The following is a 26,425-nucleotide window of genomic DNA, read 5'->3' as shown; positions in this document are numbered from 1 at the left end:
ACGACCCAGGCTTGAGGCCCCGACGAAACCTACGGGGTCGGGCGAGGCGGAGGTACAGCTCCGCCACTGCCCCGATCACGTGGTCCGCCCCACTTCCGGCCGCATGGCGGCGGAAGTGGGGCGGTGTCTGGTCGGTCAGCCCAGCGGTCAGCCGGACGGGCGTCTCAAGCGGTCACGGCCTGCGCATGACGCGGGCCGACCAACGGTCCACCCTGCCGTGAACGGGGCCGGCCTGGCCGCGGGTCAGGACCGGTTCTCCGCAAATCGGAGATCGAGGAAGTTGACAGCGCCGGCGACACCGAACGTCTGCTCGGCGCCATGAGTCCGTCCGTCGTGCTCGACCGTGACAAGGTTCGCTCCGCGCGAACGATACTGCGCCGCCAACTGCCGTGCCGCCTCGACGGGGAGAAGTTCGTCGGCTGTGCCGTGGTACATGTAGGTGGGGGCGGACGGAGCGCCGTCGAGGCTGACCAGGCTGATGCTGTGGGCAAAGTCAGCGAAAGGACCCGAGGTCAGAGATCCAGGTGAGGCTTCGAACTGTTCAACTGTCGTATTGGGCGTCCCGACGGCAACGGCATCCCCGAGACAGCCGCGCGCAGCCACATCAGCCTGGGCCCGCGCGGATTCGCTCAGGTATTGATTGACGTTGGACTGCGGATACGTGTTGCGGATCGCGGCCAATCCGAATGTCATGAAGGCGGAGTAGGGCTTGCCGCTGACGGCCCGGATGGTAGCGTTCACATCGGCGGGCACGCCGCCGATGGCGATCCCCTTGATCGGGAGTTCGGGAGCGTAGCCTGCCTGCAGTTGTGCGGTCGCGGCGGTGGCGAAACCTCCGCCGGAATATCCCCACAAGCCGATCGGGGCATTCTTGTCGATGCCGGCGGGTGCGAAGGAGCTCGCAGCGCGAACCCCGTCGAGGACTCCGTGCGCCGCCGCGGCCGCGCCAAGGAACTCGGAGTGGGGTCCTTCGTAGTCCGGGACCATGACTGCCCAGCCGCGACGTACGGCTGCCGCGACCTGCTCACGATCAAAGGCAGCTTGGCCCAGAATCGCGTCGCGTGCCGTCGCGCCCGCGCGGAGCATGTAGGACGGTGCACACACGGTGGCCAGGCCGTCCTCGGGCTGCTGATACGACAGCAAGGGACGTGGTCCAGCGCCCGGCCAACGGTCCGTCGGGATCAGCAGGGTGCCGACCGTAGCGGTCGCCCGTCCGGCGTTGTCACGGGTCTTGTATAGCAGTTGCCAGACCTTCGCGGGCGCCGGTACCGCAAGCGCGCCGCCGGGCAGTTCTCGGGAGTTCAGCACCTTTCCGTCGGGTTCCTGCTCAACGGTCGGCGGTACGACGTAGAACGGATCATCGTCCGGACGCAGCAGGCCGGCCGGAGCAGCGGCAGCGGCAGCGGCAGCGGCAGCCGGAGCCGACGGGGTCGAACAGGCAGTGGCAACGACAGTGGTGGCAACCGCGGCGAGCACGGCCGATGACAGCCGCAGGGCAATGCGCAATTGAGTGGTCATGGGAAGTCCGATCCATTTCTTGCTTGCGAGTCAGAGGTAGGAGACGCCGGTCAAGGCTTCGGCTGCTGTCCACAACCGACGACCCACGGACGGATCGGCGGCATCGGCGCTGGGCTGGACCTCGGCGACGTGCCCTCTCGTTTCCCTCCGACCTGAGGGACCGAAGAACTGACCCCCTTGCACGCCGGGAGCGGTAGCGGCGTACAGCTGCGGCAGCACCCCTTGCTCGAGCGGCTGTGCACTGAGCGAATAGATCCGGGCGATGATCTGCCCGAGCCGCCCGCGGTGCTCCCAGGCACGTGCCGTGAGGTTCGTGGTGGTCACCCCGGGATGGGCGAGGACGCTCACGATCGGTGAATCGACGGCGCGCAACCGACGGTCGAGTTCGAGGCCGATGACGGTGCTCGCGAGTTTCGAGCGGCCGTACGCCCGGCTGGCGTCGAAATCCCGCTTCGACATGAGGTCGTCGAAATCGAGCCCGGTCTTCTTGTGGGTGACCGAACTCAGACTCACGACCCTGGCGGCGTCCGCCTTGCCCAACGTGTCCAGCAGGAGACCGGTGAGCGCGAAGTGGCCCAGCATGTTGGTACCGAGCTGCAGCTCGAACCCGTCGACGGTCGTCCGGGCCGGCCCGAGCAGGACCACGCCGGCATTGTTGATCAGCAGGTCGATTGCCGGGAAGTCGGTGACCAGCCCGCCCGCGAACGATCGGACCGACTGCAGGGAGGCCAGGTCCAGTTCACGCACCTCGAGATCGGCCGGCCCGACCGATTCCCGGATCACAGCAGCGGAGCGCTCGCCCGCAGCCACGTCACGCACGGCGAGCACGACCTTGGCGCCGTGCCGGGCGAGTTCGGTGGCGGTGGCGAGCCCGAGGCCCGAGTTCGCCCCCGTCACCACAGCCACCCGGCCGCCTTGATCGGTGATGTCGCCGGCTTTCCACGTTTTCATGACAATCCTCCTGGTGACTTCCTCGACGTGCTCCAACCTCGAGGATAATGAGCAATCGCGAAACTCCGTCGCAATCGCCTACCTGGGTATAGAAAACCCACCTTCGTGGAGCCGAAAAGGTCGACACAACCGGTTTCGCGGGCGCGACAAACCGACATCGATCACCAATGAGGATGCCGTTAAATTGCGGCGCCAAGTCCGCACAAATGACCTTGAGGATCACCGATCAGCGACACCCACTGTTCCCCTGAACGCGCAGAGTCACCTCGGACCTCGGCCATCGACCTCGCGCGCCATCGCATGGGACGGGCGCCCGTCACCGGCCTTCTGAGTTCGAGTGGCATGAAGCGATGCGAGGAGCTGGATGCGTTCAGCGTCCGCACTACCCGGTGCCGCGGTGTACACGAGGAGCATGGGCCCGGGGCCACCCGGCAGGGCGTAGGTGTCCCAGGTCAGCGTGATCTCGCCAACCTCCGGGTGCCGGAACGTCTTGGTTCCGTGGATCGACGAACGCACGTCATGGCGCGCCCAGAGCCGCCGGAACTCCGCGCTGCGGATGCTCAGTTCGCCCACGATCGCCGTGGCTCGTGGATGCATCGGATCATCGGCGACAGCGGCGCGCAACATGCCGATGTACTGCACCGCGAACCCCTCCCAGTTCGCACAGCGCAGCCGGGCCTCCGGATCCAGGAACAGTGCGAGGAGCAGGTTGCGCTGGGCGACGGGGATGTTGTTCGGGTCGCCGAGCAGAGCAGCGGCGAGCGGGTTCCAGGCGAGCACGTCGAGGTGCCGGCCGATGACCAGTGCCGGCGTCCCCATGGTCTGCAGCAGGTGCCGGGTGCTCGGCGGTACCCGTTCCGGGGCGCTGTGCCGGCGGCCGGCAGGTGACCGGCGGGCCGCGTGGGCAAGGGTGAACAGGTGCCCCCGCTCCTCCTCGTCCAGGTTCAAGGCGCCGGCGAGGGCGTCCAGGATGTCGTCCGACGGCCGCACGTCGCGGCCCTGCTCCATGCGCTGGTAGTAATCGGTACTCAGCCCGGCCAGCAAGGCGAGCTCTTCGCGGCGCAAGCCAGGCACCTTTCGCCGGCCTCCGGGCTCGAGCCCGACGTCCTGTGGGCGCAGCCGGCTCCGCCGGGAACGGAGGAAGTCTCCCAGCTCCCGGGCGTAGGGTCGTTCGTCGGGCATGCCGATGATCGTCGCACCGCGGGCAGGATCGAAGGTAGGACTCGTAGTCCCATGCAGGTCGCTATGCTGGGACAACAGCACCACACACCTCGGCCGGTGCCCGGTTCACCCCCCGCCGGGTGACCGCCGCGGAGCCCCAGCCGGTATGACCCCCCTCGCGCTCACCGGATGCGTCGACGGTCGGATCGGACGTGGGCCGGGGGTGAAAGCGGCCGAACCTGCCACGGAAGAACAGCAGCGGGTGACCGTGGCGGGCGTCGAGGTCGGTCACCCGCCCGATGACCACGTAGTGGTCACCGGCATCGTTGACGCTCTCGACGGTGCAGGAGAGGTGGGCGAGCGCGCCGTCGAGCTGCGGTCCCCCAGTACCTGGCGTCCACCCCACCCCGGCGAGCTTGTCAGCGGTCGCACGTCCGAACCGCTGGGCAAGATCGTGCTGCTCATCGGAGAGGACGCTCACCGACAGCCGGCCCACGGTCTTGATCTGCTCCCACGTCGTGGAACCCCGCCGAACCGAGATCGCGACGAGCGGCGGATCGAGCGACACGGAGAAGAACGACTGGCAGGTGAAACCGACGGGCCCCGACTCGGTGTCGGCCGCGATGATGACCGGACCGCTGGCGAACCGGCCGAGCACGTCGCGGTAGTCGTCCCCGCTGATCGCTGCTGGGCCCGGGGGCACCATCGAGGTTCGGTCGGGCACGAGAGTCATGACTCACCTCCGAATTCCTTGACCGGTTCCGACGCTGCGCCGCGGCCGGCGATGTGGCCGAACGTGAGCGCGACGCCGAGCGTGGCGCCCGCCGACCAGTACGCCTGCGCGGCAGGCGAGGCGATGCAGTTCCCCGCCCCGTACAGACCGCGGATCGGGTCGCCGCGCACACCGAGGACGCGGCCCTGCGCATCGATGCGCGGGCCGCCCTTGGTGTCGAGCATCCCGGGGCCCAGGACGATCGCGTGGTAGGGACCGGTGGCCGCGAACGGGTGCATGGTCGGGTTCGTCATGCTCTCGTGGCGCGGCGGCCCGTTCCACGCCTGTTGGATCGGCGACTCACCACGGCCGAAGTCGACGTCCACACCGGACGCGGCGAAGGTGTCGAAACGCGCGAGCGTCGCCCGCAACTGCTCGGCGAAACCGTCGTCGAGCCGGACGCCACCAGTGCGGTCGGCCAGCTCGGCCAGCCTGGCGTCCAGCGCGTCGGCGAGTTCCTCGAGGGTGTCACCGGAAAGCACGTATCCCACCGAGTCGCCGGGCAAGGGCACCGGCACCCGGTACGGAAAGTCGAAGTCGTTGTTGGCGACCGCGTTGTCGTAAACCTGGAACAGCAGCAGGTTCGCGTACTCGCGGTGCGTCGCGTCCCACCCGAAATGCACCTGCGACCGCTCGTTGTAGACCATCTTCTCGTTGACGACACGCTTGCCGAAGCGGTTGACCAGCACCATGCTGTCGCCGAAGGGCATGAACACGTCCCGCACGGTCGACGGGTGGGCGAACACCATCTCGAGCGGGGTCTGCGACCACCACGCGTTGCTCATGTTGCCCAGCTGCGCGCCGACCTCACCGGCGATCGTGACGAAGTCCCCGGTCGCCGACTCGGCCGCGCAACCACCGAAGACGGGACCGCGCAGGAACTGGCGTCGCATGTCCGGGTTGTGCGCGAACCCGCCGGACGCGAACACCACCGCCTTGCGCGCCCGCGCCAGCACGGTGCGGGTGCGGTGGTGCAACTCGAGTCCGACGACGGTCATGCCGGCCTCGCTGGAGTCGTCGGTGATCAGCCTGACGGCCTCGTGCTCGGTGCGGATGTCGATGTCCAGCAGCCGGGCCTGGCGCTCGAACTCTGCGATCATGAACTCGCCGCGGGTGCTGCCGTCAGCGATTCCACGGCCGGCGATGATCTCCTGTTGCGAGGTCCAGCCGTCCGGGAAGACGTGCCGACCGTGCGGGACGGTGTCCTCGGGCAGGTCGGCGCAGTAGTCCGGCATGGTCATGTCGAGGTTGGGTTTGAAGGCCCCGCAATCGGTCATCGCCTGCAGCGCCGGTCCCGCGTTGTCGAAGAAGGCGGCCAGCAGGTCGTACTCCAGCCGGGTCAGGCCAAGCCGTTCGTCGGCAGGTGCGTAGGACTGCGGGTAGGACAGCCGGGCCAGCAGTCGCAGCGCCTGATCCCGGTCGTCGACCAGGCCCCGATCGCGCAGCAGGTGGTTGTTCGGCAGCCAGAAGTACGCACCGGACTTCGCGGTGGTGCCGCCGAGGAAGGCGGCCTTCTCCACGATCAGGACCGAGGCACCCTCGTGCCGGGCGGCGAAGCCGGCGGCGAAGCCGGCGGCGCCTGAGCCGACCACCACGACGTCGGCCGCGAGATCCCAGATGTCGTCGTCCGTCATAGTGGTTCGCTAGCTCCGGGTCGTCGTGGCAAGAGGCTGCGGCTCGGTGACGCCGTCGAGGACGGGCGGCGCAGCGGGAACCGGACGGTGCCCCCACAGGCTCGGCGCGGTCACCTCGTGCACGGACCAGGTGCTCGAGTCGACCTGTTGGGCTCCGAATCCGATCTCGACGTTCGTGCCGTCCGGCGCGGCCACGTAGAACGAGGCCATGAGGTCGTTCGTGTGCCTGCCGAGCGTCTCGCGAATCGTCACGCCGTTGTCCTGACAACGGTCGATGGTGGACCCGACGTCGTCGAGGGTCGTCATCTCCACCATGAAGTGCCGCAGCTTGCCCGGGTCCTTGAACTCGACCAGCGCGACGCTGTGATGCCGTGGGTTGCATCCGTAGAACTGCACGGTGCGTGCCGGCACTCCGTTGGGGCTACCCAGCGTCGCGGTGTTGCGCAGCTGGAAGCCGAGGATGTCGCGGTAGAACGTGGCCGAGGCGGCCATGTCGGAGGTGGTCAGTACTACGTGTCCGAACCCGAGCGCGCCGGCGACGAAACCATCGACGTATGGGGTCACCAGCCGCGTGTGGTCGGTGATCGGCGTCGAGTAGAACTCGATGGCCACCCCGGCCGGGTCGGTGGTCCGGACGAACTCACCTACACGGCGTTCAGCACACTCGGTGTCCGTGCCGCAGGACCAGGCGATGTTGAAACGGTCGAGCATGACGGTGATCTCGTCGAGCTTCGAGGAGTCGTCGACGCGGAAGCCCAGTGCGTCGATGCCGGCATCGGCACGGGGCACGACCGCAAGCCGGTAAGGCTCGTCGTCCATGCGGAAATACTGGCTGCCGTCCACGTCGGTTCGAGCGTGCATCATGCCCAGCGTCTGCGTCGCGAATGTCGCCCAGGCCGCGACATCCGGGCTGCGCCAGCGCAAGTAACCGAGTGACCGTACAAGCACGGGAACCGCCCTTTCGCAGAGGAACTGCCGAGCACGTTAAGCCGGGCTCGGACGGGGGCCAACCGGCCCGTCCCACTGACTGGGTCGCGGCACGGGAAACCGATCGTTCAAGGTGAGCGCCGGCGCCACCGCGGTGGCGCCGGTGCGATTCAGGTGGACGACCCGGCCGGGCACGCGCCTGATGGTGGACTCCACGGCCTTTCTCGGCGTGATCATGGCCTGGGCGGCTACGTCCCGTTGGCCGGGACGACAACGGAAATGCGCCCCATCCGCGCCGGTTATGGTCCGGCCCCCCATGACCCCGGCATCCGCGCCGATGTCCGGATCGGCCGTGTCAAGAGCCGATCACGCGGGTGTGCTCGACACAAGGAGACCGATGATGACGACAAGAAGCCGACTCGTCGGCGCCGCGGTAGCAGCGGCGCTGGCGTTGGCGGGTGCAGCTCGAGCGCGCCCGGCGCCTCGGGCGAGATCGTGATCGGCGCGATCGGCAGCTACACCGGCCGCACGGCAGCGACGATCGGCCCTGCCCCTGACGGCATCCAGGCGTGGGCGCAGGCGGTCAACGACGCGGGCGGCATCAACGGCAAGAAGGTCAAGCTCCTGGTCGAGGACGACGCCGGCAACGCGACGTCCGCGCTGGCCAAGGTCAAGCAGCTGGTCGAGCGGGACCACGTCATCGCGATCGTGTCCGACAACAGCGTGTCGACCCCGGCATGGGCACAGTACGTCGAGCAGAAGCAGATCCCGGTGCTCGGCGGCTTCGCACTGACGCCACCGTTCTCCGAATCCGCGATGTTCTTCCCCACCGGCGCCAGCTACATCACGCAGACCTACGCCGAGATCGAGGTCGCGAAGTCCTTCGGCCCCAAGGTCGCGTCCTACGTCTGCGCCGAGAGCCCCAACTGCGCCGCACTGAGCGCATTGCAGAACAAGGTCGTGACCGACGCCGGCGTCGATCTGGTCATCAACCAGACCGCATCGTCCACGGCACCCAGCTATGTCCCGCAGTGCCAGGCGGCCAAGGACGCGGGTGCGAACGCGATGATCATCAAGGTACCGGTACGGGCGGTGGCCGAGCAGTGCCGAAAGCTCGGCATGCAGCTCGGCTTCGTCTCCGGCGGCGGTAACGTCACCGCCGACGTGCTGACGAGCGACGCGGCTCAAGGCCTGAAGAACGTCGATGACAGCTACCCACTGTTCATCGACGCGATCGCGGAGAAAACCGATTCCGGACGCGCCTTCCAGGCTTTCGTGGCGAAGTACGCGCCCACCGTCCGCGGCAAGGTCTCGCCCTTCTTCTCCGCCGCCTACATCCACGGAAAGCTGTTCGAAGCCGCGGTCGAGGCATCCCACTCCGACGAGGTCACGTCCGCGTCGATTCTCGAGGGCCGCTACGCCCTGCCACCCGATTTCACCCTCGACGGACTGACGGCACCGCTGAACTACCAGACGGGTCAGCCGACCGTCGTCAACTGCGCGTACGTCGACGAGATCAAGAACGGCGCGTGGGCACCGGGCGACCAGTTGCAGGTGTGCGCGCCGCAAGCGTTGGTGAACCGCCTGGCTCAGCAGAAATAGCCGGCCTGATGCTTTCCTACATCGTCGTCGGAATCGTGCTCGGCTCGATCTACAGCCTGGCCGGTGTCGGGCTCGTCCTGACCAACAAGACCTCCGGTGTGTTCAACTTCGCGCACGGCGCGCTCGCCACGGTTGCCGCGTTCGTCTTCTACACGCTCAACGTCATCCTCCATATCTCCTGGCCGCTGGCGGCCGCGGCAGCGATCCTCGTCGCCGGCCCGGCGATGGGCTACCTGCTCGAGGTGCTCACTCGCACGCTGCCGAGCTCACCGCTCGCCGTCCAGGTCACCACGACCGTGGGCGTCGTGCTCGTCGTCGATGCCGCCGTGACGCTGATCTTCGGAACGGAGCAGATCCGGACCGTCCCCCAGTTCCTGCCCGATAACGGCATCAACATCGGCTCGACCGTCGTCACGACCGCGCAGCTGATCGTCGTGGGAGTCGTGCTGCTGGCGAGCATCGGCCTGTTCCTGCTGTTCAACTTCACCCGGACCGGACTCGCCATGCGGGCGGTCGTCGACGATCCCGGGCTGCTCGACCTCGCGGGACGCAGCCCGGCTCGGGTCAGGCGGTGGGGCTGGAGCATCGGAGCGACCTTCGCCGCGGCGTCCGGTGTCGCGATCGCGCCGCTGGTCCAGCTGGACAGTACGACCCTCACGCTGCTCGTCGTCCAGGCCTTCGGAGCTGCCGCCGTCGGATCGTTCACCAGCCTGCCCCGCACCTATCTCGGCGGCCTGGTGATCGGTGTTGCTTCGGCGCTGTCGACGAAGTACTTCCCGGACGGGCTGCTCAGCGGCTTGCCCAGCGCGCTGCCGTTCATCACCTTGTTCCTCGTCCTGTTGCTCTCACCGAAGCGGGTGCTCGGCCACCGGGCGCTGCTCGCCCCGCCCCACGCACCGGCTTGGCGCGTGCCCGGCCCGGTCCAGACCGCCGGGGGTCTCGCGCTCATCGCGGCCGTCGCGCTGGCCCCGATCTACGCGGGTTTCCACCTGGGCGACTACACGTCGACCTTGGCCTATGTCGTGTTGTTCCTGTCGCTGGGGGTGCTGACACGGCTCTCCGGCCAGGTCTCGCTGGGGCACGTCACGTTCATGGCGATCGGGGCGTGCGCGTTCGCGCAACTCTCCGAGCACTTCGACCTGCCGTGGGGAGTCACGCTCGTGCTCGCCTCGGCGGTGGCGGTACCGGTCGGTGCGTTGCTCGCGATCCCGGCGATCCGGCTCTCGGGGCTCTACCTCGCGCTCGCGACTTTCGGCTTCGCCATCGTCGTGACCTATTTGTTCCGTTGCCCTTCCTGTTCGGCAACGCGGGCGCCACGATCCACCTGAACCGTCCGGGCGACGGCTGGCTGGCCACGGACGAGGGCTACTTCTACCTGGTGCTCGGACTCGTGGTGGTCGTGGCCCTGCTCGTCACCGTGGTCACCCGCAGCCGCCTCGGCCGGCTGCTCGGGGCGCTCAACGACAGCGCCCGCGGCCTGGAGTCGACCGGGGTCTCGGTGAACGTCGCCCGGGTGCTGGTGTTCTGCCTGTCGGCGTTCCTCGCCGCGTTCGCCGGCGTACTCGGCGGCGTGGGCCAGCAGGTCGTGACCGCGTCGTCGTACGGGCCGTTGCTGTCGCTCACCTTCTTCGTACTGGTCGTGATCAACCCGGGCGGGGCGCCGTGGTACGCGGTCCTCGCCGCCGCCGGCATCGGTCTCGTCCCCTCCTACCTGAGCGACCCGGACACCGCGAACTACCTCACGCTGTTGTTCGGTTTGGGAGCAGTGACCTACGCGTTCGCCGCTGCACACGGTGGACAGGCCGGCGCGCCGAAATGGGTGGCACGCATGCAGCACGCCCGCCGCAGCCCGATCGGCTCGGCGCCTCCGGCAGTGGCGGCGCGACCACCCTCCCCCAGGCGCCCCGGCATCCAGGGCAACGCCGCCCCGGTCGAGGTCATCGACGTGCGCGTCCGCTTCGGCGGCCTCAAGGCCGTCGAGGGCGTCTCGCTCAGCGTCCCGGCGAATCGCGTCACTGGGCTGATCGGACCCAACGGCGCCGGCAAGACGACGACCTTCAACGCATGCTGCGGGTTGGTCCGGCCGTCGTCGGGGCGGGTGCTGCTCGACGGCCGCGATCTCGGGCGCAGCGGCCTGGGCCCGCGGGCGCGCCGGGGACTCGGTCGTACATTCCAGCAGATGGCACTGTTCGAATCCCGGACGGTGCGCGAGAACGTCGCCCTCGGCGCCGAGGGAGCCATCGCGGGGAACAACCCGCTGCGTCACGTGTGGAGCGCGCAGTCCGACCAGGCCCACATCGCCGCCGCTGCCGCCGACGCGATCGAGCTGTGCGACCTCGGCGAGATCGCTGACAGCGTCGTCGGGTCACTGTCCACCGGTCAGCGCCGGTTGGTGGAACTGGCCCGCTGCCTGGCCGGACCGTTCCACGTACTGCTGCTCGACGAGCCGTCAGCCGGGTTGGACCGCGTCGAGTCAGGCCGTTTCGGCGACGTCATCGAACGGGTCGTCCGAGAGCGCGAGGTCGCGGTGCTACTGGTGGAGCACGACATCTCACTCGTCAGCCGGCTGTGCTCCTACCTCTATGTGCTCGACTTCGGCTGTCTGATCGCCGAGGGCCCACCGGCCGAGATCCTCGCCTCGTCCACCGTGCGGTCCGCGTATCTCGGCGACGCCGCCGTCGACGTCGCGACCACCGCCGGACCGGGCACCGCAGCTGCGCGGTACTCCGCCGACCCGGTCGCCGGGGGCGTGTCATGACCGCCGCCGCGAACGCGCTGGAGCTGCGCGAGCTGCGGGCCGGGTACGGCAAGGCCACGATGCTCCGGGATCTCACGGTCGAACTGCCGAACGGTTCGATCGGCGCGCTGCTCGGCCCGAACGGGGCCGGCAAGACGACGCTGATGCGCGTCGCCTCGGGGTTGCTGCGGCCCAGTGTCGGCAGCGTCATGCTTGCAGGCACCGAAGTCACCGGCGCCGCGCCGCACGAGCGGGCACGGCTCGGCCTGTGCATGGTGCCCGAGGGTCGAGGCGTACTTCGGCGGATCCGCCGACGCCTCGGCGGCTACCACGTTGTCGACACCGTCCCGGTGATCGGAACGACGCGGCCGGGCCCGTGTCCCGGCTCGACCATCCTGACCAAAGCACGTCGCGGAGGAGAACCAATGACTGAGCAGCACGTGGTCCTCGAACGGATCGCAGCGATCAAGGACACGCTGAGACGCCAAGCCGACGATGCCGAGCGCCTGCGCCGGCTGCCGGACGCGACGGCGAAGGACCTCATGGACACCGGTGTCATCCGGCTGCTGCAACCTCGTCGCTACGGCGGCTACGAGGCCGACCCGCAGGTGTTCTTCCAAGCAGTCATGGAGATCGCGTCCTGCTGTGGCGCCTCGGGATGGGTCAGCGGCATCGTCGGGGTGCATCCGTGGGAGCTCGGCCTGATGCCGGACAAGGCACAACAGGAGGTGTGGGGCGAAGACCCCGACACCTGGATCAGCTCGACCTACATGCCGGGCGGGCTCGCCCGACAGGTCGACAGCGGTTACGTACTGAACGGGCGGTGGCAGTTCTCCTCGGGCAGCGATCACTGCGACTGGATCTTCCTCGGTGCGTTCCTCGGTGACGCCGATGGCAAGCGCGTCGATCCCCCGGTGATCCTGCACATGCTGCTGCCGCGTACGGACTACCAGGTCGTCCAGGACACCTGGCACGTGGTCGGGCTGAGCGGCACCGGGAGCAACGACATCGTGGTGCAGGACGCGTTCGTCCCGGCGTACCGGGTGATGGACAGCGCGGACGTGGTCGACCCGAGTGGGCGCGAGCACCTTCCGCCCACGTTCCGGTTCCCGTTCTCGTCGGTGTTCCCCAACGCGATCACCGCCTCGATCATCGGCATCGCCGAGGGCGTGCTCGACTGTGTGCTGGCCCGCCAGCGCGAGCGTGCGCAGCCGCGCGGCGGCAAGCCCTACGCCGACGACCCGCACTCCAACGCCGCCATCGGGCACGCGTCGGCCGAGATCGCCGCCAGCCGAGCGCAGCTGTTCGCCAATCTCGCCGAGGTCGGCGCGCTCATCGCCGCCGGCCAGCAACTCCCGATGGAGCTGCGCGTCCGCTCACGTCGCGACCAGGTGCGCAGCAGCTGGCGCGCGGTCCAGGCGGTCGACGAGCTGTTCGCCCGCTCCGGAGCAGGTGCGCTGCGCACCGAGAACAACCCGCTGCAGCGCTTGTGGCGCGACGCGCACGCCGGCCTGGTCCACGCGATCAACGTGCCCGGCCCGACGATGGCCAGCTTCGCCAACCACGTCATGAACCGTCCCCTCGACGAGGCGCTGATCTGATGACTGCAGTTGAGCAGAGGCCGACGTTCGACCAGACCAGCCGCACGTCGGCGGCGGGACTGCACTTCCACGACTACGGATCCGGTCCGCCGCTGGTCCTGCTGCACGGGTCCGGCCCCGGCGTCAGCGGTTGGACGAACTTCGCCGACAACCTGACGATCTTCGGGCCGCGGTTCCGGTGCCTGGTCATCGACATGCCCGGCTACGGCGGCAGCTACATCCCCGACGAGCTCGACCGCCCCTACCCGGCGCTGGCCGCGCCCGCCGTCCTCGGACTGCTGGACGAGCTCGGTGTCCGGCAGGCGCACTTCCTGGGCAACTCGATGGGCGCCGGCGTCGCCGCACAGCTGGCCCTGTTCGCGCCCGAGCGGGTGGGGCGGCTGGTGCTCATGGGCCCCGGTGGTGTGGGGCTCAGCGTCTTCTCCCCCGCGCCGAGCGAGGGCATCAAGCGCCTGATGGACTTCAACGACAACCCCACCCGCGCCGCACTGATGGCGTGGCTCGAGACGATGGTGTTCGACCGCGCCATCCTCACCGACGAGCTCATCGAGCGGAGGTGGGAACAGTCGCAGCGGCCCGGCGCCATCGACTGGAGCAGACGGACATACGACGCCCTCTACCGCCGCAAGCCGGCGAACCCACCGACGCCGCTCTGGGCGCAGAGCAGCCGGATCACCGCACCAACGCTGATCACGTGGGGGCGCGATGACCGCGTCCTACCGTTGGACAACGCGATCCTGCCGACCCGGCTCATCCCCGACGCCGAGCTGCACGTCTTCGCCCGGTGCGGACACTGGGCCATGATCGAGCGCAAGGACGACTTCGAACGGGTGGTGCTGGAATTCCTCACTCGACCAGCAGCCGGCCCGGCTACGGCTCCGTACACGATCGGAGGTTGAGACCGGCATGTTGGCCGTGCGAGGGAAGTTCCGAGCGCGCATCGGGGAGCCCGGCATGGTCGTCGCGCCTGGTGCCGCGGACGTGCTCACCGCGAAGCTGATCGAACAGCTCGGCTTCGAGGCCGTGTATGTGGGTGGGTACGGCATCGCGTCAGTGGCCTACGGCCTGCCCGACACCGGCCTGGTGGCCATTCCCGAGCTCGTCGCGCACGCCGGGGCGATCGCCGACGCCGTCGACCTGCCGGTCATCGCTGATCTCGATGACGGGGGCGGCACGCCGCTGCTAATCCGCCGCCACGTCCGTCTGCTCGAAAGGGCCGGCGTCGCGGCCTTCCACCTCGAGGATCTCGATCTCGGCGGCGGAAAGCACCTCGGGACCGCTGAACGGCTGCGCCCGCTCCGAACCGCCGTCGCGAACATCGCGGCCGCCGTAGACGCCCGTTCCGACGACGACCTGCTGGTGATCGGCCGGACCGACGCGCTGTCGGCCGGGGGCACCCTCGACGAGGCGATCGACCGGCTCGGCGCGTACGCCGACGCCGGTGCCGACCTGGTGTTCGCGGCCAACCTGCACCCGTCCGACGTCGCGCGGGTCGCAACGGCGATCGACCGTCCGCTGCTGAACACCTTCATCCCCGATCACGCCGCACCGAACCAGCTCGACACCTCCGAACGCGACGGAGCGAAGATCGTGGTGCACTCCAGCAGCGCCTTCCGCGTCGCCTACGAGGCCATCCGCGGCATGTTGGTCGAGCTCAAGAATGAGCGCACGGACAGTTCGCTCGCGTCCTGGCAGGAGGTCCGCGCCAAGATCGACGAGACCGTCGATGCCCGAGCGTGGCGGCGGTACCTGCCGTGAAGGGGACGATGGCGGGGCAGATCCTTGCCCGGCACTGCGGCAGGGAGGTGGCGCCCGGTGCTGCCGTGCGGGTGCCGGTCGACGTCGTGTGCATGACCGACGGCACTCCCCTCGGCTTCCTCGCGGAGGGAGAGCACGCGGTCTGGGACCCGACCCGGATCATCATGACCTTCGACCACCTGGACCGCGTCCGCATGTCCGCGCTGCACCAGGAGAAGCGCGCGTTCGTCGACGCGCAGGGCATCCCGCCGGAGAACTTCTTCGGCATCGGTCGCCACGGCATCTCGCACCAGATCCCCGCCGAGCACGGCTGAGCGCTGCCGGGCGCCATCTTCGCCGGCGGCGACACGCAGGCCGCGACGATGGGCGCCATGAACTGTTTCGCGATCGCCACCAACGAGAGCACACACAACACGCTCGCCACCGGCGACGTCTGGTTGATCGTCCCGGAATGCGTGTCGGTGCGCCTCGAGGGGACGATGCCGCCAGGCTTCGTCGCCAAGGACGTCAGCGAGCACCTCCAGCAGGTGCTCGCCGGCGTCGCCGAGGGCACCATCGTCGAGTTCAGCGGCCCGGCCGTGGAGCACCTGTCGATCGACACCCGGCTCGGCATCGCGAATGTCGCCAACAACATCGGCGCCCTCACGATGATCTTCCCACCGGATCGCCTCCTTCTCGACCACGTCGCCGGTCGCGCGAAGTACAGCTACAACCCCGTCGCTGCAACTCCCGACGCCCACTACGCGGATCAGATCGTCGTCGATCTCGGCGACGTGCGACGCCAGGTGCGGGGGCCGGACAACACCGCGGCTGCCCGCCCGGTCGCCGAACTCGACGGGCTGGGGATCACCGCCGCGTACGTGGGATCGTGCTCCGCTGCTCGCATCGAAGATCTCGCGCTCGTCGCGCAGATCGTCACGGGTCGGACGGTGCATCCGTCCGTGCGCTTCGTGGTCACCCCGATCTCGTCGCTGGTGGCCGCAGAGGCGGCCCGGCGGGGTTACCTCGAGGCGATGCTAGCGGCGGGCGTCACCGTGACCGTTCCCGGGTGCGGGGCGTGCTTCGCGGGTAATCAGTCGCCGCTGCTGCTCGAGGCAGGCGAGCGGTGCATCACGACGTCGGTCGAGAACAACCGGGGACGCATGGGCAGCGACGCCGCCGACATCTACATCAGCGACCCGGCGGTGGTGGCGGCGTCGGCGATCGCCGGCAGGATCACCGACCCCGAGCCTTACCTGTGGAGGTCTGGCGATGCAGTCGCTTAGGGGCCGGGCTTGGAAGCTCGGCGACGGGTTCAGCTGCCACCAGATCGTGCCGAACCGGTTCGACTTCCGACGGACCGCGGACTGGGCGGCGGCCGAAGAACACCTGTTCGAGGAGTCCGGGGTGGGGTTCGCCGCCGACATTGGCGCCGATGACCTGCTGGTGGCCGGGACGTCCTTCGGACGCGGCCACGCGCACTACCACCTGCAGGCGATAAAGGCGCTGCAGCGACGCGGCGTCGCCGCGGTGTTCGCAGCCAGTTTCAACGCCACATTCCAGCGCACGGCGATCAACGAGGGCTTCCCGGCATGGACCTACGGTGCCGTTCTCGCCGAGCTCGTCGAGAACGGCGACGAGCTGCGGGTCGACCTGCGCACCGGCGCCGTCGAGAATCTCGGCACTGGCGAAGCACGGCAGTTGGCACCGGTCGCTGAGGTGGTTCTCGACATTCTCGAGGCCGGCGGGCTCGAGGCGTCGACGCTGGCCCGGCTTGCGAGTAGGAAGGGCTGAGGAATGCCCACCTGTAGGGAATGCTACATCCACGTGCGACACTGAGACCCTGTCCGCCGTTTTCTGGACGCGGACTTACGTCGGTCGGGGGTGGACGGCCGGCACCGGGAAGGAGCAGCAATGTTGCGCACCACGGACGGGACGCTCGCAGCTGGCCCCGACAACGATTCCCCGCAGGACGGCTCTGCTGTTGACTATTCCGGCGCGGACGACGTGCCCGGGGGCGATGGTGCGCACGACGAGACGTCGTTGGTCGGCAAAGCGTTCCTCATCCTCAACGCCGTCGCCGCGTCGCAGGCCGGAGCAACCATCAGCTACCTCAGTGCCAGCACGCGACTGCCGCGCTCAACGGTCCACCGGATCTCCTGCACGCTCGTGGACTGGGGGGCACTTGTTCGGACGAACTCCGGCCTGCAGCTCGGCATGCGTCTGTTCGAACTCGGTGGTCTGGTCCCGACTCAGACGCGGTTGCGGCGTGAGGCGACTCCGTACATGGCCGACCTGTACACCAGCACACGCCAGACGATCCACCTCGGGGTGCTCGACGGCACCGACGTCGTGTGCGCGGCGAAGCTCGCCGGCCATGAGCCGGCCACTTCGCCCTCGCAGGTCGGCGTACGCATCGCGGCTCATCAGTGCTCGCTCGGCAAGGCGATCCTCGCGTTCGCCCCTGAGCGCACCGTCGAGCGCGTGATCGCGACCGGCCTGCCCGCTGCCACCGGCAACACCATCACCTCGCCGGACCTGCTGCGCAGGCAACTGGTCGAGATCGCCAGGGTCGGAGTCGCCTTCGACCGTGAGGAAGGCACTGTCGGCGTGCGCTGTGTCGCCGCACCGGTGCTGGACGCCAACGGCGAGAGCATCGCGGCGATCTCGATCACCGCGCCGCGCGCGAAGTTCCACGCCCAGGAGTTCGCCGCAGCTGTGCGCGCCGCCGCGCTGGGCATCTCGCGGCACCACGGCTACCGGTGTGCGATCCCGCCGGCGAGCGTGACAGCGACGTCGCGGGTGTAGCTTGCGCGGCCGTACGAAGACGCCCCCGTCTTGGCGACGGGCCCAGTGGCTCAACGCCGCAGCCTTCCCTCCGGGTCCGCACTCGTGATCGTGGCCGTCACTCAGCGGGCCGCCCGGTGGCCCGCGGCCCGGACCTGGCTCAACGTCCGGGTGTGCGACAGCGCCTCAGGCGAGACGGGCAGGTGCAGCAGCGCTGGGCGACCCGCCGCAACGCTGCGTTCGAAGGCTCCCGGGAACTGCTCGGTGGTCTCCACCCGCTCCGCGTGAGCATCGAAGGCACTAGCGAGCGCGGCGAAGTCCGGGCTCTTCAGCTCCGTCCCGACGACCCGGCCAGGGTGGTGCAGTTCCTGGTGCATGCGGATCGTGCCGTACATCGCGTTGTCCACGACCACCACGATGATGTTCGCGCGGTACTGGGATGCGGTCGCGAGTTCCTGGCCGTGCATCAGGAAGTCACCGTCGCCTGCGACGCACACCACGGTCCGCTCCGGATGACGCAACTTGGCAGCGACTGCAGCGGGAAGTCCGTACCCCATCGAGCCGCTGAGCGGAGCCAACTGCGTTCCGGGCGCGCGATGAGAGTGGTAGCGGTGCACCCAGCCGGTGTAGTTGCCGGCGCCGTTGGTGACAACGGCGTCGGCGGGCAACTGCGCGGACAACCAGCGCACAACCTGTGCCAGATCGAGGCGTTCGGTGCTCGGCGGGGGCTGCTGCCAGCGCTCGAACGCCGCGCGGCCCTCGGCCCGCCACGTCGACCACGACACTGGCTGACGTGGCTCGGCGAGATGCAGCATGCTCGCGAACCCGACAGGTGACGCGTTGACAGCGAGCCATGGCGCGTAGACCTTGCCGAGTTCCTCTGCACCGGCGTGCACGTGCACCAGCCGCTGGCGCGGCACCGGAGCGTTCAGCAGGCGATACCCGTTCGTGCTGAGTTCGTCGAGCCGAGCGCCGGCGACGATCACGACATCGGCGGCCGCGACCCGCTCATGGAGCGCGGGGTCACCTCCGACCCCGAAGCTGCCGATATAGCAGGGATGGGCGTTGTCCAGGCGGTCCTGTTGGCGGAACGCGGCGGCGACCGGCAGGTCCCAGGACGTGACGAAACGCTCGAACGCCTTGACCGAGTCGAGGTCCCAGCGGGATCCGCCGACGATGACCAGTGGACGTTGCGCTTCAGAGAGCGCAGCACCGAGTGCGCGCATCTGCTCGGGCGACGGGTAAGTCTCGACAGGTGCCGCGACCGGCAGGCTCACGGGTGTGCCGACGATGTCGGTCAGCATGTCCTCGGGCAGGGCGAGCACGACGGGTCCCGGGCGCCCCGACTGCGCCACCGCGAAGGCGCGCGCCACGTACTCAGGCACCCGCGCCGCGGTGTCGACCTGGCCGACCCACTTCGCGATGGACGAGAACATGCGCCGGTAGTCGATCTCCTGGAACGCCTCCCGTTCGGTGTCCCAACGACCGACCTGACCGACGAAGAGGATCATCGGCGTCGAGTCCTGAGCCGCGACGTGTACACCGGCGCTGGCGTTGGTCGCGCCCGGCCCGCGGGTGACGAAGCAGATCCCCGGACGTCCGGTGAGCTTGCCGTCGGCTTCGGCCATCATCGCCGCGCCACCCTCCTGGCGGCAGGTGACGACCTGGATGGTGTCGCGAACGTCGTAGAGGGCGTCGAGCACAGCGAGGTAGCTCTCCCCCGGCACGCCGAAGACCCGGTCGATGCCATGTGCAACCAGTGCGTCGACGAGCAGCCGGCCACCGGTGGCGGGACGCTCGGTGCCCGTCATGATCCCACCGCCGCGAGGTCGGCGAGATCCAGAACGAGGCGGTACCGTACGTCCCCGCGTTCGAGCCGCTGCAACGCCGTCGTCACCTGCGCCGACGGTAAGACTTCGACGTCGGCGGCGATGCTCTCCTCGGCGCAGAAGTCGGGCATTTCCCGCACCCGGGCCGGGCTGCCCGTCCCCGAACCGGACACGCTGTGGCGCCCCACCCGCAGCGAACGCGTCTCGACCTCCACGACCGGGGTGATACCGAGCAGGCACATCGTGCCGTGCAGCCGCAGTGCCCGCAGGTACGGCGACAGGTCGTGCGCACCGGAAGCCGTGTCGAGGATGAAGTCGAAGCGTCGGGACTGCGCTGCGAGTGCGTCGGGATGGGAGGACACGACGACATCATCGGCACCAAGGGCCTTGATGTCAGCCACATGATCCGGCGTGATCGTGAACGCCACGACCTCGGCACCGAGTGCCTTTGCGAACTTCACGCCGAGGTGGCCGAGCCCGCCGATGCCGACCACCCCGACGGTCATCCCCGGCCCGATCTCCCAGTGCCGCGATGCCTCCCATGAGGTGGTCCCTACGCACATCAGTGGCGCAGCGGCCGCCGGATCGAGTGCATCAGGAAGGCGATGGACCCAGGCCTCTGTCGCGACATACTCGGTGCTCCACCCGCCTTGGGTGCGCCGCCCGTCGTACCGATCCACCCCGTTGTACGTGAGTGTGGGGCTACCGTCGGTGCAGTGGTTCTGGTACCCGGCGCGGCATTCGTCGCACACGGCGCAGGAATCGATGCAGTTGCTGATCGCTACCGAGTCTCCAACCTGGAATTTCGTGACGTCATCGCCGACGGCGCTGACCCGGCCGACCAACTCGTGGCCGGGCACGAGCGGCAGCGTTGGCTCGCGCACGCCCCGGACCGCTTCGACGTCGCTGTAGCAGACCCCGCAGTACGTGATCGCAACGGCGACGTCATGCGTGCGCAGGTCGCGACGCTCGAACGACCACGGCCGCACCATGCCCCCGACGGTGTGGATGGCGAGACCGACGGCGGGACGCGCCACGTCACGCCGGCCAGAGATGGGAAGACAACTGCACGATGCTCCTCATGGGTCAGCCGAGCACCGTCGAGCGAACCTCGGCCCGGATCTCGAACCACTCCGCGTCGGGGTAGTCCGCGCGTGCCAGCGGCCGGCGAATCTCGGCGAAGGTCGGCCCGACCCGGTCGGCGACCGACTGCAGGGCCTCGATGTCGAAACCGAAGATCTTCGCCGCGTTGCCGCCGAGCAGCTTCCGGACGTCCGTCTCGTCGACGTCGGCCAGGGTGAGGCGCATCGCTTCGCGCGAATAGGGCGAGGTCGCGTCGGTGTGCGGGTAGTCCGAGCCCCACATGATGTGGTCGACACCGAGGTTGGCGAAGTCCGGGACCTCGACAGGCCGCAGCGGGTGCGCGATGTAGCAGTTCCGCTTCCAGTACTCCCATGCCGTCATGCTGAGCGGCTCGTAGGCGCCGCGGAAGAACATGTCGGCCCACGGACGCTTCTTCGCCGAGGCGATCGTGTTGTCCAGCCGGTCGAGCGCCTGCGGGATCCAATTCACGCCCTGCTCGATGAAGGCGTACTTCAGATTCGGGTGCCGCTCGAAGACGCCGCCGAGGATCAGCGTCCACAGGCTGCGCTGCCCGAAGTAGCTCTGTTCGTAGGACGAGATGCCGGCGCTGGCGGGGTGGTCCGGATAGTCCGGGATGCCGGTGCCCTCGTGCTGGCACACCGGGAGGTCCAGCGCCGCGCAACGCTCCCACAACCGGTCCAGCCGCGAGTCGTACAGCGCCCCGGCCGGGTGATTCGGCGGGATGCCCGGCATGAGGACACCCGCTGCAACTCCGGTCCGGGCGGCCCATTCGACCTCGACGATGGCGTCGTCGACGTCGTTCGGAAAGATCTGGAACAGTGCCCGACGGCGTCCTGGAACGTTCTTGCAGAACTGTTCGGCCCACCGATTGTGAGCCCGCAGTCCGGCCATTCGCCGCTCATATTCCGGCCGCGTGGTGGGCAGGCTGACGATGTTCTGAATGGTGGGGAAGAACGGCGGGATCGTGTTCGGGATCAGCACCTCGGCGGCGATCCCGTCGGTTTCGAGGTGCTGGATCCGCAGGTCACTGTCCCAGTTCTTGAACTTGGTGTCGTTGACGAGGTCGTCCCAGGGCGATGCGTAGGCCACAGCCCATGCGTCGAACTGCTCGTGCCACTGCTTCGGCAGGTATTCCTTGTACGCGTGGAGTTCGGCGCCACCGTGAGTGTCGGCCGAGATGACGACGATCCGGTCGGACGAACTGTGCTGGTCGGCCATGGGCTGTTCAACCTCCACCTTGAGATTCCTGATGGCCAGAATATTTGCCGTCGTCCTCGGTTCACCTCGGCATCGTCCCGTTGAACGGGACGATGCCGACAGCATTCTCCCGGCGACCGGGCGATCCTCGATGTGCATCCCACCAGCCGGTACGCATCGGTCGTCGCCGGGCGATCCGTGTTGTTGAGTCCACCGAGACGCACTCTAGGAGGACTACGTGATCGAACCGCTGCTCGTCCGCGCCGATGCCCGCCCGCGGCCGGACTTTCTCATCGGCACCAAGGGTCTTCACATCGGCGGGTCCGAGGTCACGGCGCGCAGCGGAGACGCTTTCGTGACCATCGACCCGGTCACCGAACAGGCGCTGGCCACGGTCAGTTCGGCCGGGCCCGAGGACGTCGACGCCGCCGTCGACGCCGCGCGGCGCGCATTCGAGAACCCCGCATGGGCCGCCATCACGCCCTATCGGCGTACCCAGTTGCTCCTGCAGGTCGCGGACGTCATCGAGAACAACGCGGACGAGCTGGCCATTCTCGAGTCACTCGAGATGGGCAGCCCCCACACTCAGACCCGGTGGATGATCGATCACTGCGTCGAGGTGTTCCGCAACCATGCCGGTTGGCCGACGAAGATCTACGGCCAGACCGCGCCGTCAGCGAGCACGCAGCTCCAGTACACGCTGCGCCAGCCGCTCGGCGTCGTCGCAGCCATCGCCGGATGGAACGGTCCCCTGCTGCAGATGGCCTACAAGGTCGCCCCAGCGCTGGCGACCGGCAACACGATCGTGTGCAAGCCGTCGGAGCACAGCTCGTTGAGCACGCTGCGCTTCGCCGACCTGCTGCGCGGGACCGACCTGCCTGCGGGTGTCGTCAACGTCATCACCGGTGACGGCAAGATCGCCGGGGAACGTCTGATGTCTCATCACGGCGTGAACAAGGTCGCCTTCACTGGATCGACCGCGACCGGCAAGCACGTCCTCGCGCGTTCAGCCAGCAACCTGAAGCGGGTCACTCTGGAGCTCGGGGGCAAGACGCCCTACATCGTCTTCGCGGACGCCGACCTGGAGAAGGCTGCTGCGACCTGCGCGCTGGCCTTCTGCGCGGGCTCCGGCCAGGCGTGCGTCGCCGGGTCGCGGATCTTCGTCCATGAGTCGATCCGTGACCAGTTCCTCGAGATGTTGATCCAGGCGACCGAGCCTTTCAAGGCGGGCATCGGCGACCCGTTCCATCCCGGTACCCGGATGGGACCGCTCGCGTTCCGCGCGCATTTCGAGCGCGTGAGCGCCTACATCGACCTTGCATCCGAGGCCGGTGGAAAGCTCGTGACCGGCGCCGAGCCGATCGATGGCGGGGGCCTGTTCGTCGCGCCGACGCTGATCGAGGGCCTGGACAACACCTCCCGCATCGCGCAGGAGGAGATCTTCGGACCGGTCTCGGTCGTCATGTCGTTCCGAGACCTGGACGAAGTCGTCCGACTCGGCAATGACACTGTGTTCGGTCTGGCCGCTTCGGTGTGGACACGCGACATCAGCACGGCGCACCGCGCCGCCGCGCGCCTCGACGCGGGTTCGGTCTGGATCAACCGCGGCAGCCAGATGAGTGCCGGACCGCTGCCGTTCGGTGGACACAAGCAGTCCGGTATCGGGCGTGAGCACGGCACCGAGGTGCTCGACGCCTACACCGAGTCGAAGAGCGTCGTGGTCGAACTGTCGTGAACGGAGGGTGACACGGATGTCCCCGGTACAGTTCCGTCGTTACGAACTCAAACGGGATGCGATGGACGATTTCGTCGTCTGGTGGACACGCATCGTGCCCATTCGAGAACGGATCGGATTTACGCTGTTGTGCGCCTTCGCGCTGCGGGAGACGAACGAGTTCGTCTCGGCGTGGCACTACGACGGGGACATCGTCGAGTTGGAAAGCCGGTACTACGGCGATCCGCAGCGCCGACTGCTGGCCGCGGAATCCCGGGCCTGGGCCGTGGAACACGCCGTCCGCACAACCGGCCGACCGGCCGACAGCGCCGACGTCGCGGCGCTGGTCGGGAAGCATCCAGGCTTCACGTCCAAGACGCACATCACCACCGCCGAAATCGCACACCCCGGTCGGCTTGCATCGCACTGACCTCAGAGATCTGATCTCAATGACGAGAAGGTGGACATGACGGCCAGCAAAGACATCGTCAGCGCTCCCGCGAGATCCGAGAAGGATGCCCGTAGATCGGCGATCGCCGGGTTCATGGGAACCACTCTCGAATACTACGACTTCTTCATCTACGGTTCGGCCGCAGCGCTCGCACTGGGACCGGTATTCTTCCCGTCCGCTGACCCCGCGACGGGGGGAATCTCTGCATTGGCGACGTTCGGTGTGGCCTATATCGCGCGCCCTCTCGGTGGCCTCGTCTTCGGCCACTTCGGGGATCGGATCGGCCGCAAACGCACACTCGTCCTGACCTTGCTGTTCATGGGTATCAGCACCCTCTGCATCGGGCTGCTGCCGACTTACGAGGACGTCGGTGTGCTCGCACCGGCCCTGCTGGTGCTGCTGCGGCTGCTGCAGGGGCTGTCCGCCGGCGGTGAGGCGTCGGGATCGGCCACGTTGAGCACGGAACTCGCGCCCGCCGGGCGCCGCGGCTTCTTCGCCAGCTTCACCGTCGCGGGGGCCTCAGCCGGCGGCGGTCTGGCATCGCTGGTCTTCGTCCCCATCGCGGCGATGCCGCGAGAACAACTCCTGGCTTGGGGCTGGCGGATCCCGTTCCTCGTCAGCGTCGTCGTCCTCATCGTCGCGTTCTTCGTGCGCACGCGGATCGCGGAGTCTCCCGACTTCCAGAAGGCGAACAAGGCCGCGCACCACCCCCAGCTGCCCCTCGTGGAGCTGGTTCGGTGGCACCGGAAACCGCTCCTGCGGGTGATCGGCGGAATGTTCTACGCTGTATCGACTTCAATCTTCAGCGTGTTCTCGGTGGCGTACGTGTCGCAGAACAAGGGCCTGCCCATCTCGGTGACGACCATCCTCCTCGTGATCACGGTGTGCAAGGTGGTCCAGATCGGGACGTGCGTGTTCTTCGGCTGGCTCGCCGACCGGATCGGGCGCAAGCCCGTGTGGGCCCTGTGCGTCTACGGCTCGATCCCGGCGGGGTTCCTCTACTTCTGGGCCATCTCCGAAGGCAGTATCGTCCTGGTGATCCTCGGCGGGTTGCTCTTCTCTTGCCTCGCCAGCAACGGCATCTGGACCGCGGCGTTCGCGGAGATGTTCCCGGTCAGCGTTCGCTACTCCGGCCTTGCGGTCGGCTCTCAGATCGGCCTCACCCTCACCGGCTTCGCGCCGGCGATCGCCCTCGCGCTGATGACGCCAGGGAGCTACGGCTGGGTTCCGGTCATGGTGTTCGTCGGGATCTGCTCGATCATTTCCGGGTTGGTGGTCTCCTTCGGCCGGGAGACGGCGAACGTGGAGCTGGAGGAGATCGACGTAACGAGGGGCAGCCGCCCGGAACGCTAGGCGCTGGCCGGGACGCCCCTGAGTCGCAGGTCCTGCTGGGTAGCGTGCTCCAGCAGACCACAGGCGAGCGCACGTCCTTCAGCTACGGACAAGCCGGAAACCCGGCACAGCGGCTGTCCGACCCACAGCACCGAGCGGCCTGATCGCGGATGCGTGCGGATCAGGGGCCAACCGACGGGCGGGTAGATTCCGTGCGTCTCCGGCCGACAGCGGCGTGGTCAGGTTCAGGTCGAGAATCGCTGCCGCGAGGCTGTTGCCGATCGGGACCAGGCGCATCGTGATTCCTCTCGACGTATTCGGGAAGACCAGCGGGCAACGTAGGCGCTCGACGGCCTCCCGGTTCGCGACTCTGTGCCATGCATTCCCCACATCGATGCGCACAACGCAACCGCAGATCGGGACGCTCGTCGAGCGGTTCGTACCGGCTGTTGGGATGGTGCCGGCTCCGCCCCAATCCCTGCCCGACGATCGGCGAAGCCTTCAGGAAGGCGGGCCTGCGAAGGGGTTGGCCTCGGTGTGGTGGTGGCCCCAGACGTCGGAGGTCCCGAAGTCGTGCGGGACCCAGTCGTCGCCAACCTCGATGCCGCCGCACCCGATCTCCAGGTGGAAGCCGCTGGGGTTGCGCACGTAGAAGGAGATCGCCTTGTCGTTCATGTGGCGTCCGAGGCTGATCGAGATCGGCACGTCGTCGGCCAATGCGCGGTCGTAGGAGCGCCCGACGTCATCGATGGACTCGAGCTCGATCTCGAGATGATGGATCGACGGCACTTCTGCCCAGGCCAGCGCGATGCTGTGATGGGTCCGGTTGCAGCGGTAGAAGGACAGTCCGGGCGCGCGGTAGTCCGTCAACCGGAACTCGAGCACCGTCTCGTACAACTCGCGCAGCTCGGCCAACGCCGGTCCGGCCAGCACGAGGTGGCCAAGACCGGTGACGCCCCGCCCCCCGTCGGACGGGCGGGCCGGCGCGACCCGCACCTTGGCTTCGCCGACCGCCAGCTCCACGCGGTAGCCGAGCGGGTCGGTGAACCAGCGCAGGCGCGTGGCCCCACGCAGCTCCGCCTCCTCCGCGGTCGCCTCCTGGACTGCGTGGCCGGCTTCCTCCAGCCGCCGCGTCAGCCGGTCGAGCTCGGAGTTCGAGTCGACGATCCAGCCGATCTGCCGCGGGACGTCCTCGGCGGCGGGGTACAGGGCCAGCCGGTACTTGAACTCGTCCAGTTCGGCCAGCAGCACCTCCTGCGAGCCGCTCTTGTCCGCCGTGACACCGACACCCAGCGCGCGGCGCAGCAGCGCGGTCCAGGCGTCGATGTCGGTGACGTCCAGCCCGACGTATCCGAGTCTGCGGATTCCCAC

At 68.3% G+C, this 26,425-nt stretch carries 24 protein-coding genes; 13 read left to right on the top strand and 11 right to left on the bottom strand.

Annotated elements, in window-relative coordinates:
- Positions 1–243: 243 nt before the first annotated feature.
- From ACFPFQ_RS41965 to ACFPFQ_RS41940, 6 genes are all read right to left on the bottom strand, one after another.
- Positions 244–1,518 carry a lipase family protein gene (locus tag ACFPFQ_RS41965; RefSeq protein ID WP_379628849.1) on the bottom strand — a complete coding sequence of 425 codons (1,275 nt, stop codon included), beginning with the start codon at positions 1,516–1,518 and terminating at the stop codon, positions 244–246.
- Between the two features lie 30 nt (positions 1,519–1,548).
- A complete protein-coding gene (locus ACFPFQ_RS41960; RefSeq protein WP_379628848.1) occupies positions 1,549–2,505 on the bottom strand; it encodes an oxidoreductase in 957 nt (318 codons plus the stop codon).
- A gap of 225 nt (positions 2,506–2,730) precedes the next feature.
- Entirely contained in the window at positions 2,731–3,732 is a 1,002-nt protein-coding gene (locus ACFPFQ_RS41955) for a helix-turn-helix domain-containing protein (protein WP_379628847.1), read from the bottom strand.
- Positions 3,713–4,363 (bottom strand): flavin reductase family protein, encoded by a 651-nt coding sequence (locus tag ACFPFQ_RS41950; RefSeq protein WP_379628846.1) that lies wholly within the window; start codon positions 4,361–4,363, stop codon positions 3,713–3,715. The genes ACFPFQ_RS41955 and ACFPFQ_RS41950 overlap by 20 nt, the downstream gene beginning before the upstream one ends.
- Complete coding sequence (locus ACFPFQ_RS41945; protein ID WP_379628845.1) at positions 4,360–6,036, bottom strand: FAD-binding protein; 1,677 nt, start codon at positions 6,034–6,036, stop codon at positions 4,360–4,362. Before ACFPFQ_RS41945 ends, ACFPFQ_RS41950 begins: the two co-directional genes overlap by 4 nt.
- A gap of 9 nt (positions 6,037–6,045) precedes the next feature.
- Complete coding sequence (locus tag ACFPFQ_RS41940; protein ID WP_379628844.1) at positions 6,046–6,984, bottom strand: VOC family protein; 939 nt, start codon at positions 6,982–6,984, stop codon at positions 6,046–6,048.
- A gap of 153 nt (positions 6,985–7,137) precedes the next feature.
- On the opposite strand from ACFPFQ_RS41940, the gene ACFPFQ_RS41935 reads away from it, so the two are divergent.
- The 10 genes from ACFPFQ_RS41935 (at position 7,138) to ACFPFQ_RS41890 (ending at position 17,448) form a co-directional block, all read left to right on the top strand.
- Positions 7,138–8,565, top strand: coding sequence for an ABC transporter substrate-binding protein (locus ACFPFQ_RS41935; protein WP_379628843.1), 1,428 nt, complete (start codon positions 7,138–7,140; stop codon positions 8,563–8,565).
- An 8-nt stretch (positions 8,566–8,573) separates the two neighbouring features.
- On the top strand, positions 8,574–9,893 hold the full coding sequence (locus ACFPFQ_RS41930; protein WP_379628842.1) for an ABC transporter permease subunit: 1,320 nt from the start codon (positions 8,574–8,576) through the stop codon (positions 9,891–9,893).
- The gene (locus tag ACFPFQ_RS41925) at positions 9,851–11,323 is read left to right on the top strand and encodes an ATP-binding cassette domain-containing protein (protein WP_379628841.1); all 1,473 of its coding nucleotides are present in this window, start codon (positions 9,851–9,853) and stop codon (positions 11,321–11,323) included. The genes ACFPFQ_RS41930 and ACFPFQ_RS41925 overlap by 43 nt, the downstream gene beginning before the upstream one ends.
- On the top strand, positions 11,320–12,903 hold the full coding sequence (locus ACFPFQ_RS41920) for an ATP-binding cassette domain-containing protein (protein ID WP_379628840.1): 1,584 nt from the start codon (positions 11,320–11,322) through the stop codon (positions 12,901–12,903). The genes ACFPFQ_RS41925 and ACFPFQ_RS41920 overlap by 4 nt, the downstream gene beginning before the upstream one ends.
- Positions 12,903–13,802, top strand: a complete 900-nt coding sequence (locus ACFPFQ_RS41915) for an alpha/beta fold hydrolase (protein WP_379628839.1) — start codon at positions 12,903–12,905, stop codon at positions 13,800–13,802. The genes ACFPFQ_RS41920 and ACFPFQ_RS41915 overlap by 1 nt, the downstream gene beginning before the upstream one ends.
- Positions 13,803–13,809: 7 nt before the next feature.
- Positions 13,810–14,661: an isocitrate lyase/PEP mutase family protein gene (locus ACFPFQ_RS41910; RefSeq protein WP_379628838.1), complete on the top strand. Its 852-nt coding sequence runs from the start codon at positions 13,810–13,812 to the stop codon at positions 14,659–14,661.
- A gap of 8 nt (positions 14,662–14,669) precedes the next feature.
- Positions 14,670–14,975, top strand: coding sequence for a hypothetical protein (locus tag ACFPFQ_RS41905; RefSeq protein ID WP_379628837.1), 306 nt, complete (start codon positions 14,670–14,672; stop codon positions 14,973–14,975).
- Between the two features lie 3 nt (positions 14,976–14,978).
- On the top strand, positions 14,979–15,926 hold the full coding sequence (locus ACFPFQ_RS41900; protein ID WP_379628893.1) for an aconitase family protein: 948 nt from the start codon (positions 14,979–14,981) through the stop codon (positions 15,924–15,926).
- Between the two features lie 46 nt (positions 15,927–15,972).
- The gene (locus tag ACFPFQ_RS41895; protein ID WP_379628836.1) at positions 15,973–16,434 is read left to right on the top strand and encodes a hypothetical protein; all 462 of its coding nucleotides are present in this window, start codon (positions 15,973–15,975) and stop codon (positions 16,432–16,434) included.
- Positions 16,435–16,554: 120 nt separating this feature from the next.
- Positions 16,555–17,448, top strand: a complete 894-nt coding sequence (locus ACFPFQ_RS41890) for an IclR family transcriptional regulator (protein ID WP_379628835.1) — start codon at positions 16,555–16,557, stop codon at positions 17,446–17,448.
- Positions 17,449–17,549: 101 nt separating this feature from the next.
- Here the strand turns inward: ACFPFQ_RS41890 and ACFPFQ_RS41885 are convergent, their stop codons facing one another.
- The 3 genes from ACFPFQ_RS41885 to ACFPFQ_RS41875 all read right to left on the bottom strand — a co-directional run bounded on the left by ACFPFQ_RS41885 (position 17,550) and on the right by ACFPFQ_RS41875 (position 21,716).
- Positions 17,550–19,238 (bottom strand): thiamine pyrophosphate-binding protein, encoded by a 1,689-nt coding sequence (locus ACFPFQ_RS41885; protein WP_379628834.1) that lies wholly within the window; start codon positions 19,236–19,238, stop codon positions 17,550–17,552.
- Positions 19,235–20,248: an NAD(P)-dependent alcohol dehydrogenase gene (locus tag ACFPFQ_RS41880; protein WP_379628833.1), complete on the bottom strand. Its 1,014-nt coding sequence runs from the start codon at positions 20,246–20,248 to the stop codon at positions 19,235–19,237. Before ACFPFQ_RS41880 ends, ACFPFQ_RS41885 begins: the two co-directional genes overlap by 4 nt.
- Positions 20,249–20,342: 94 nt before the next feature.
- Positions 20,343–21,716 (bottom strand): amidohydrolase family protein, encoded by a 1,374-nt coding sequence (locus ACFPFQ_RS41875; RefSeq protein WP_379628832.1) that lies wholly within the window; start codon positions 21,714–21,716, stop codon positions 20,343–20,345.
- A 79-nt stretch (positions 21,717–21,795) separates the two neighbouring features.
- On the opposite strand from ACFPFQ_RS41875, the gene ACFPFQ_RS41870 reads away from it, so the two are divergent.
- The 3 genes from ACFPFQ_RS41870 to ACFPFQ_RS41860 are packed head-to-tail and all read left to right on the top strand — an operon-like array spanning position 21,796 to position 25,075.
- Entirely contained in the window at positions 21,796–23,292 is a 1,497-nt protein-coding gene (locus tag ACFPFQ_RS41870) for an aldehyde dehydrogenase family protein (protein WP_379628831.1), read from the top strand.
- A gap of 16 nt (positions 23,293–23,308) precedes the next feature.
- Complete coding sequence (locus tag ACFPFQ_RS41865; RefSeq protein WP_379628830.1) at positions 23,309–23,701, top strand: hypothetical protein; 393 nt, start codon at positions 23,309–23,311, stop codon at positions 23,699–23,701.
- A 36-nt stretch (positions 23,702–23,737) separates the two neighbouring features.
- Positions 23,738–25,075, top strand: coding sequence for an MFS transporter (locus ACFPFQ_RS41860; RefSeq protein WP_379628829.1), 1,338 nt, complete (start codon positions 23,738–23,740; stop codon positions 25,073–25,075).
- On the opposite strand, the gene ACFPFQ_RS41855 is transcribed toward ACFPFQ_RS41860, so the two are convergent.
- Positions 25,072–25,263 carry a TauD/TfdA family dioxygenase gene (locus tag ACFPFQ_RS41855; protein ID WP_379628892.1) on the bottom strand — a complete coding sequence of 64 codons (192 nt, stop codon included), beginning with the start codon at positions 25,261–25,263 and terminating at the stop codon, positions 25,072–25,074. The two genes, ACFPFQ_RS41860 and ACFPFQ_RS41855, sit on opposite strands and share 4 nt — an antisense overlap.
- Before the next feature lie 292 nt (positions 25,264–25,555).
- Positions 25,556–26,425 carry a VOC family protein gene (locus tag ACFPFQ_RS41850; protein ID WP_379628828.1) on the bottom strand — a complete coding sequence of 290 codons (870 nt, stop codon included), beginning with the start codon at positions 26,423–26,425 and terminating at the stop codon, positions 25,556–25,558.

This window comes from Pseudonocardia sp. GCM10023141, assembly GCF_042653605.1.
This window is presented reverse-complemented; position numbering and strand designations above follow the sequence as displayed.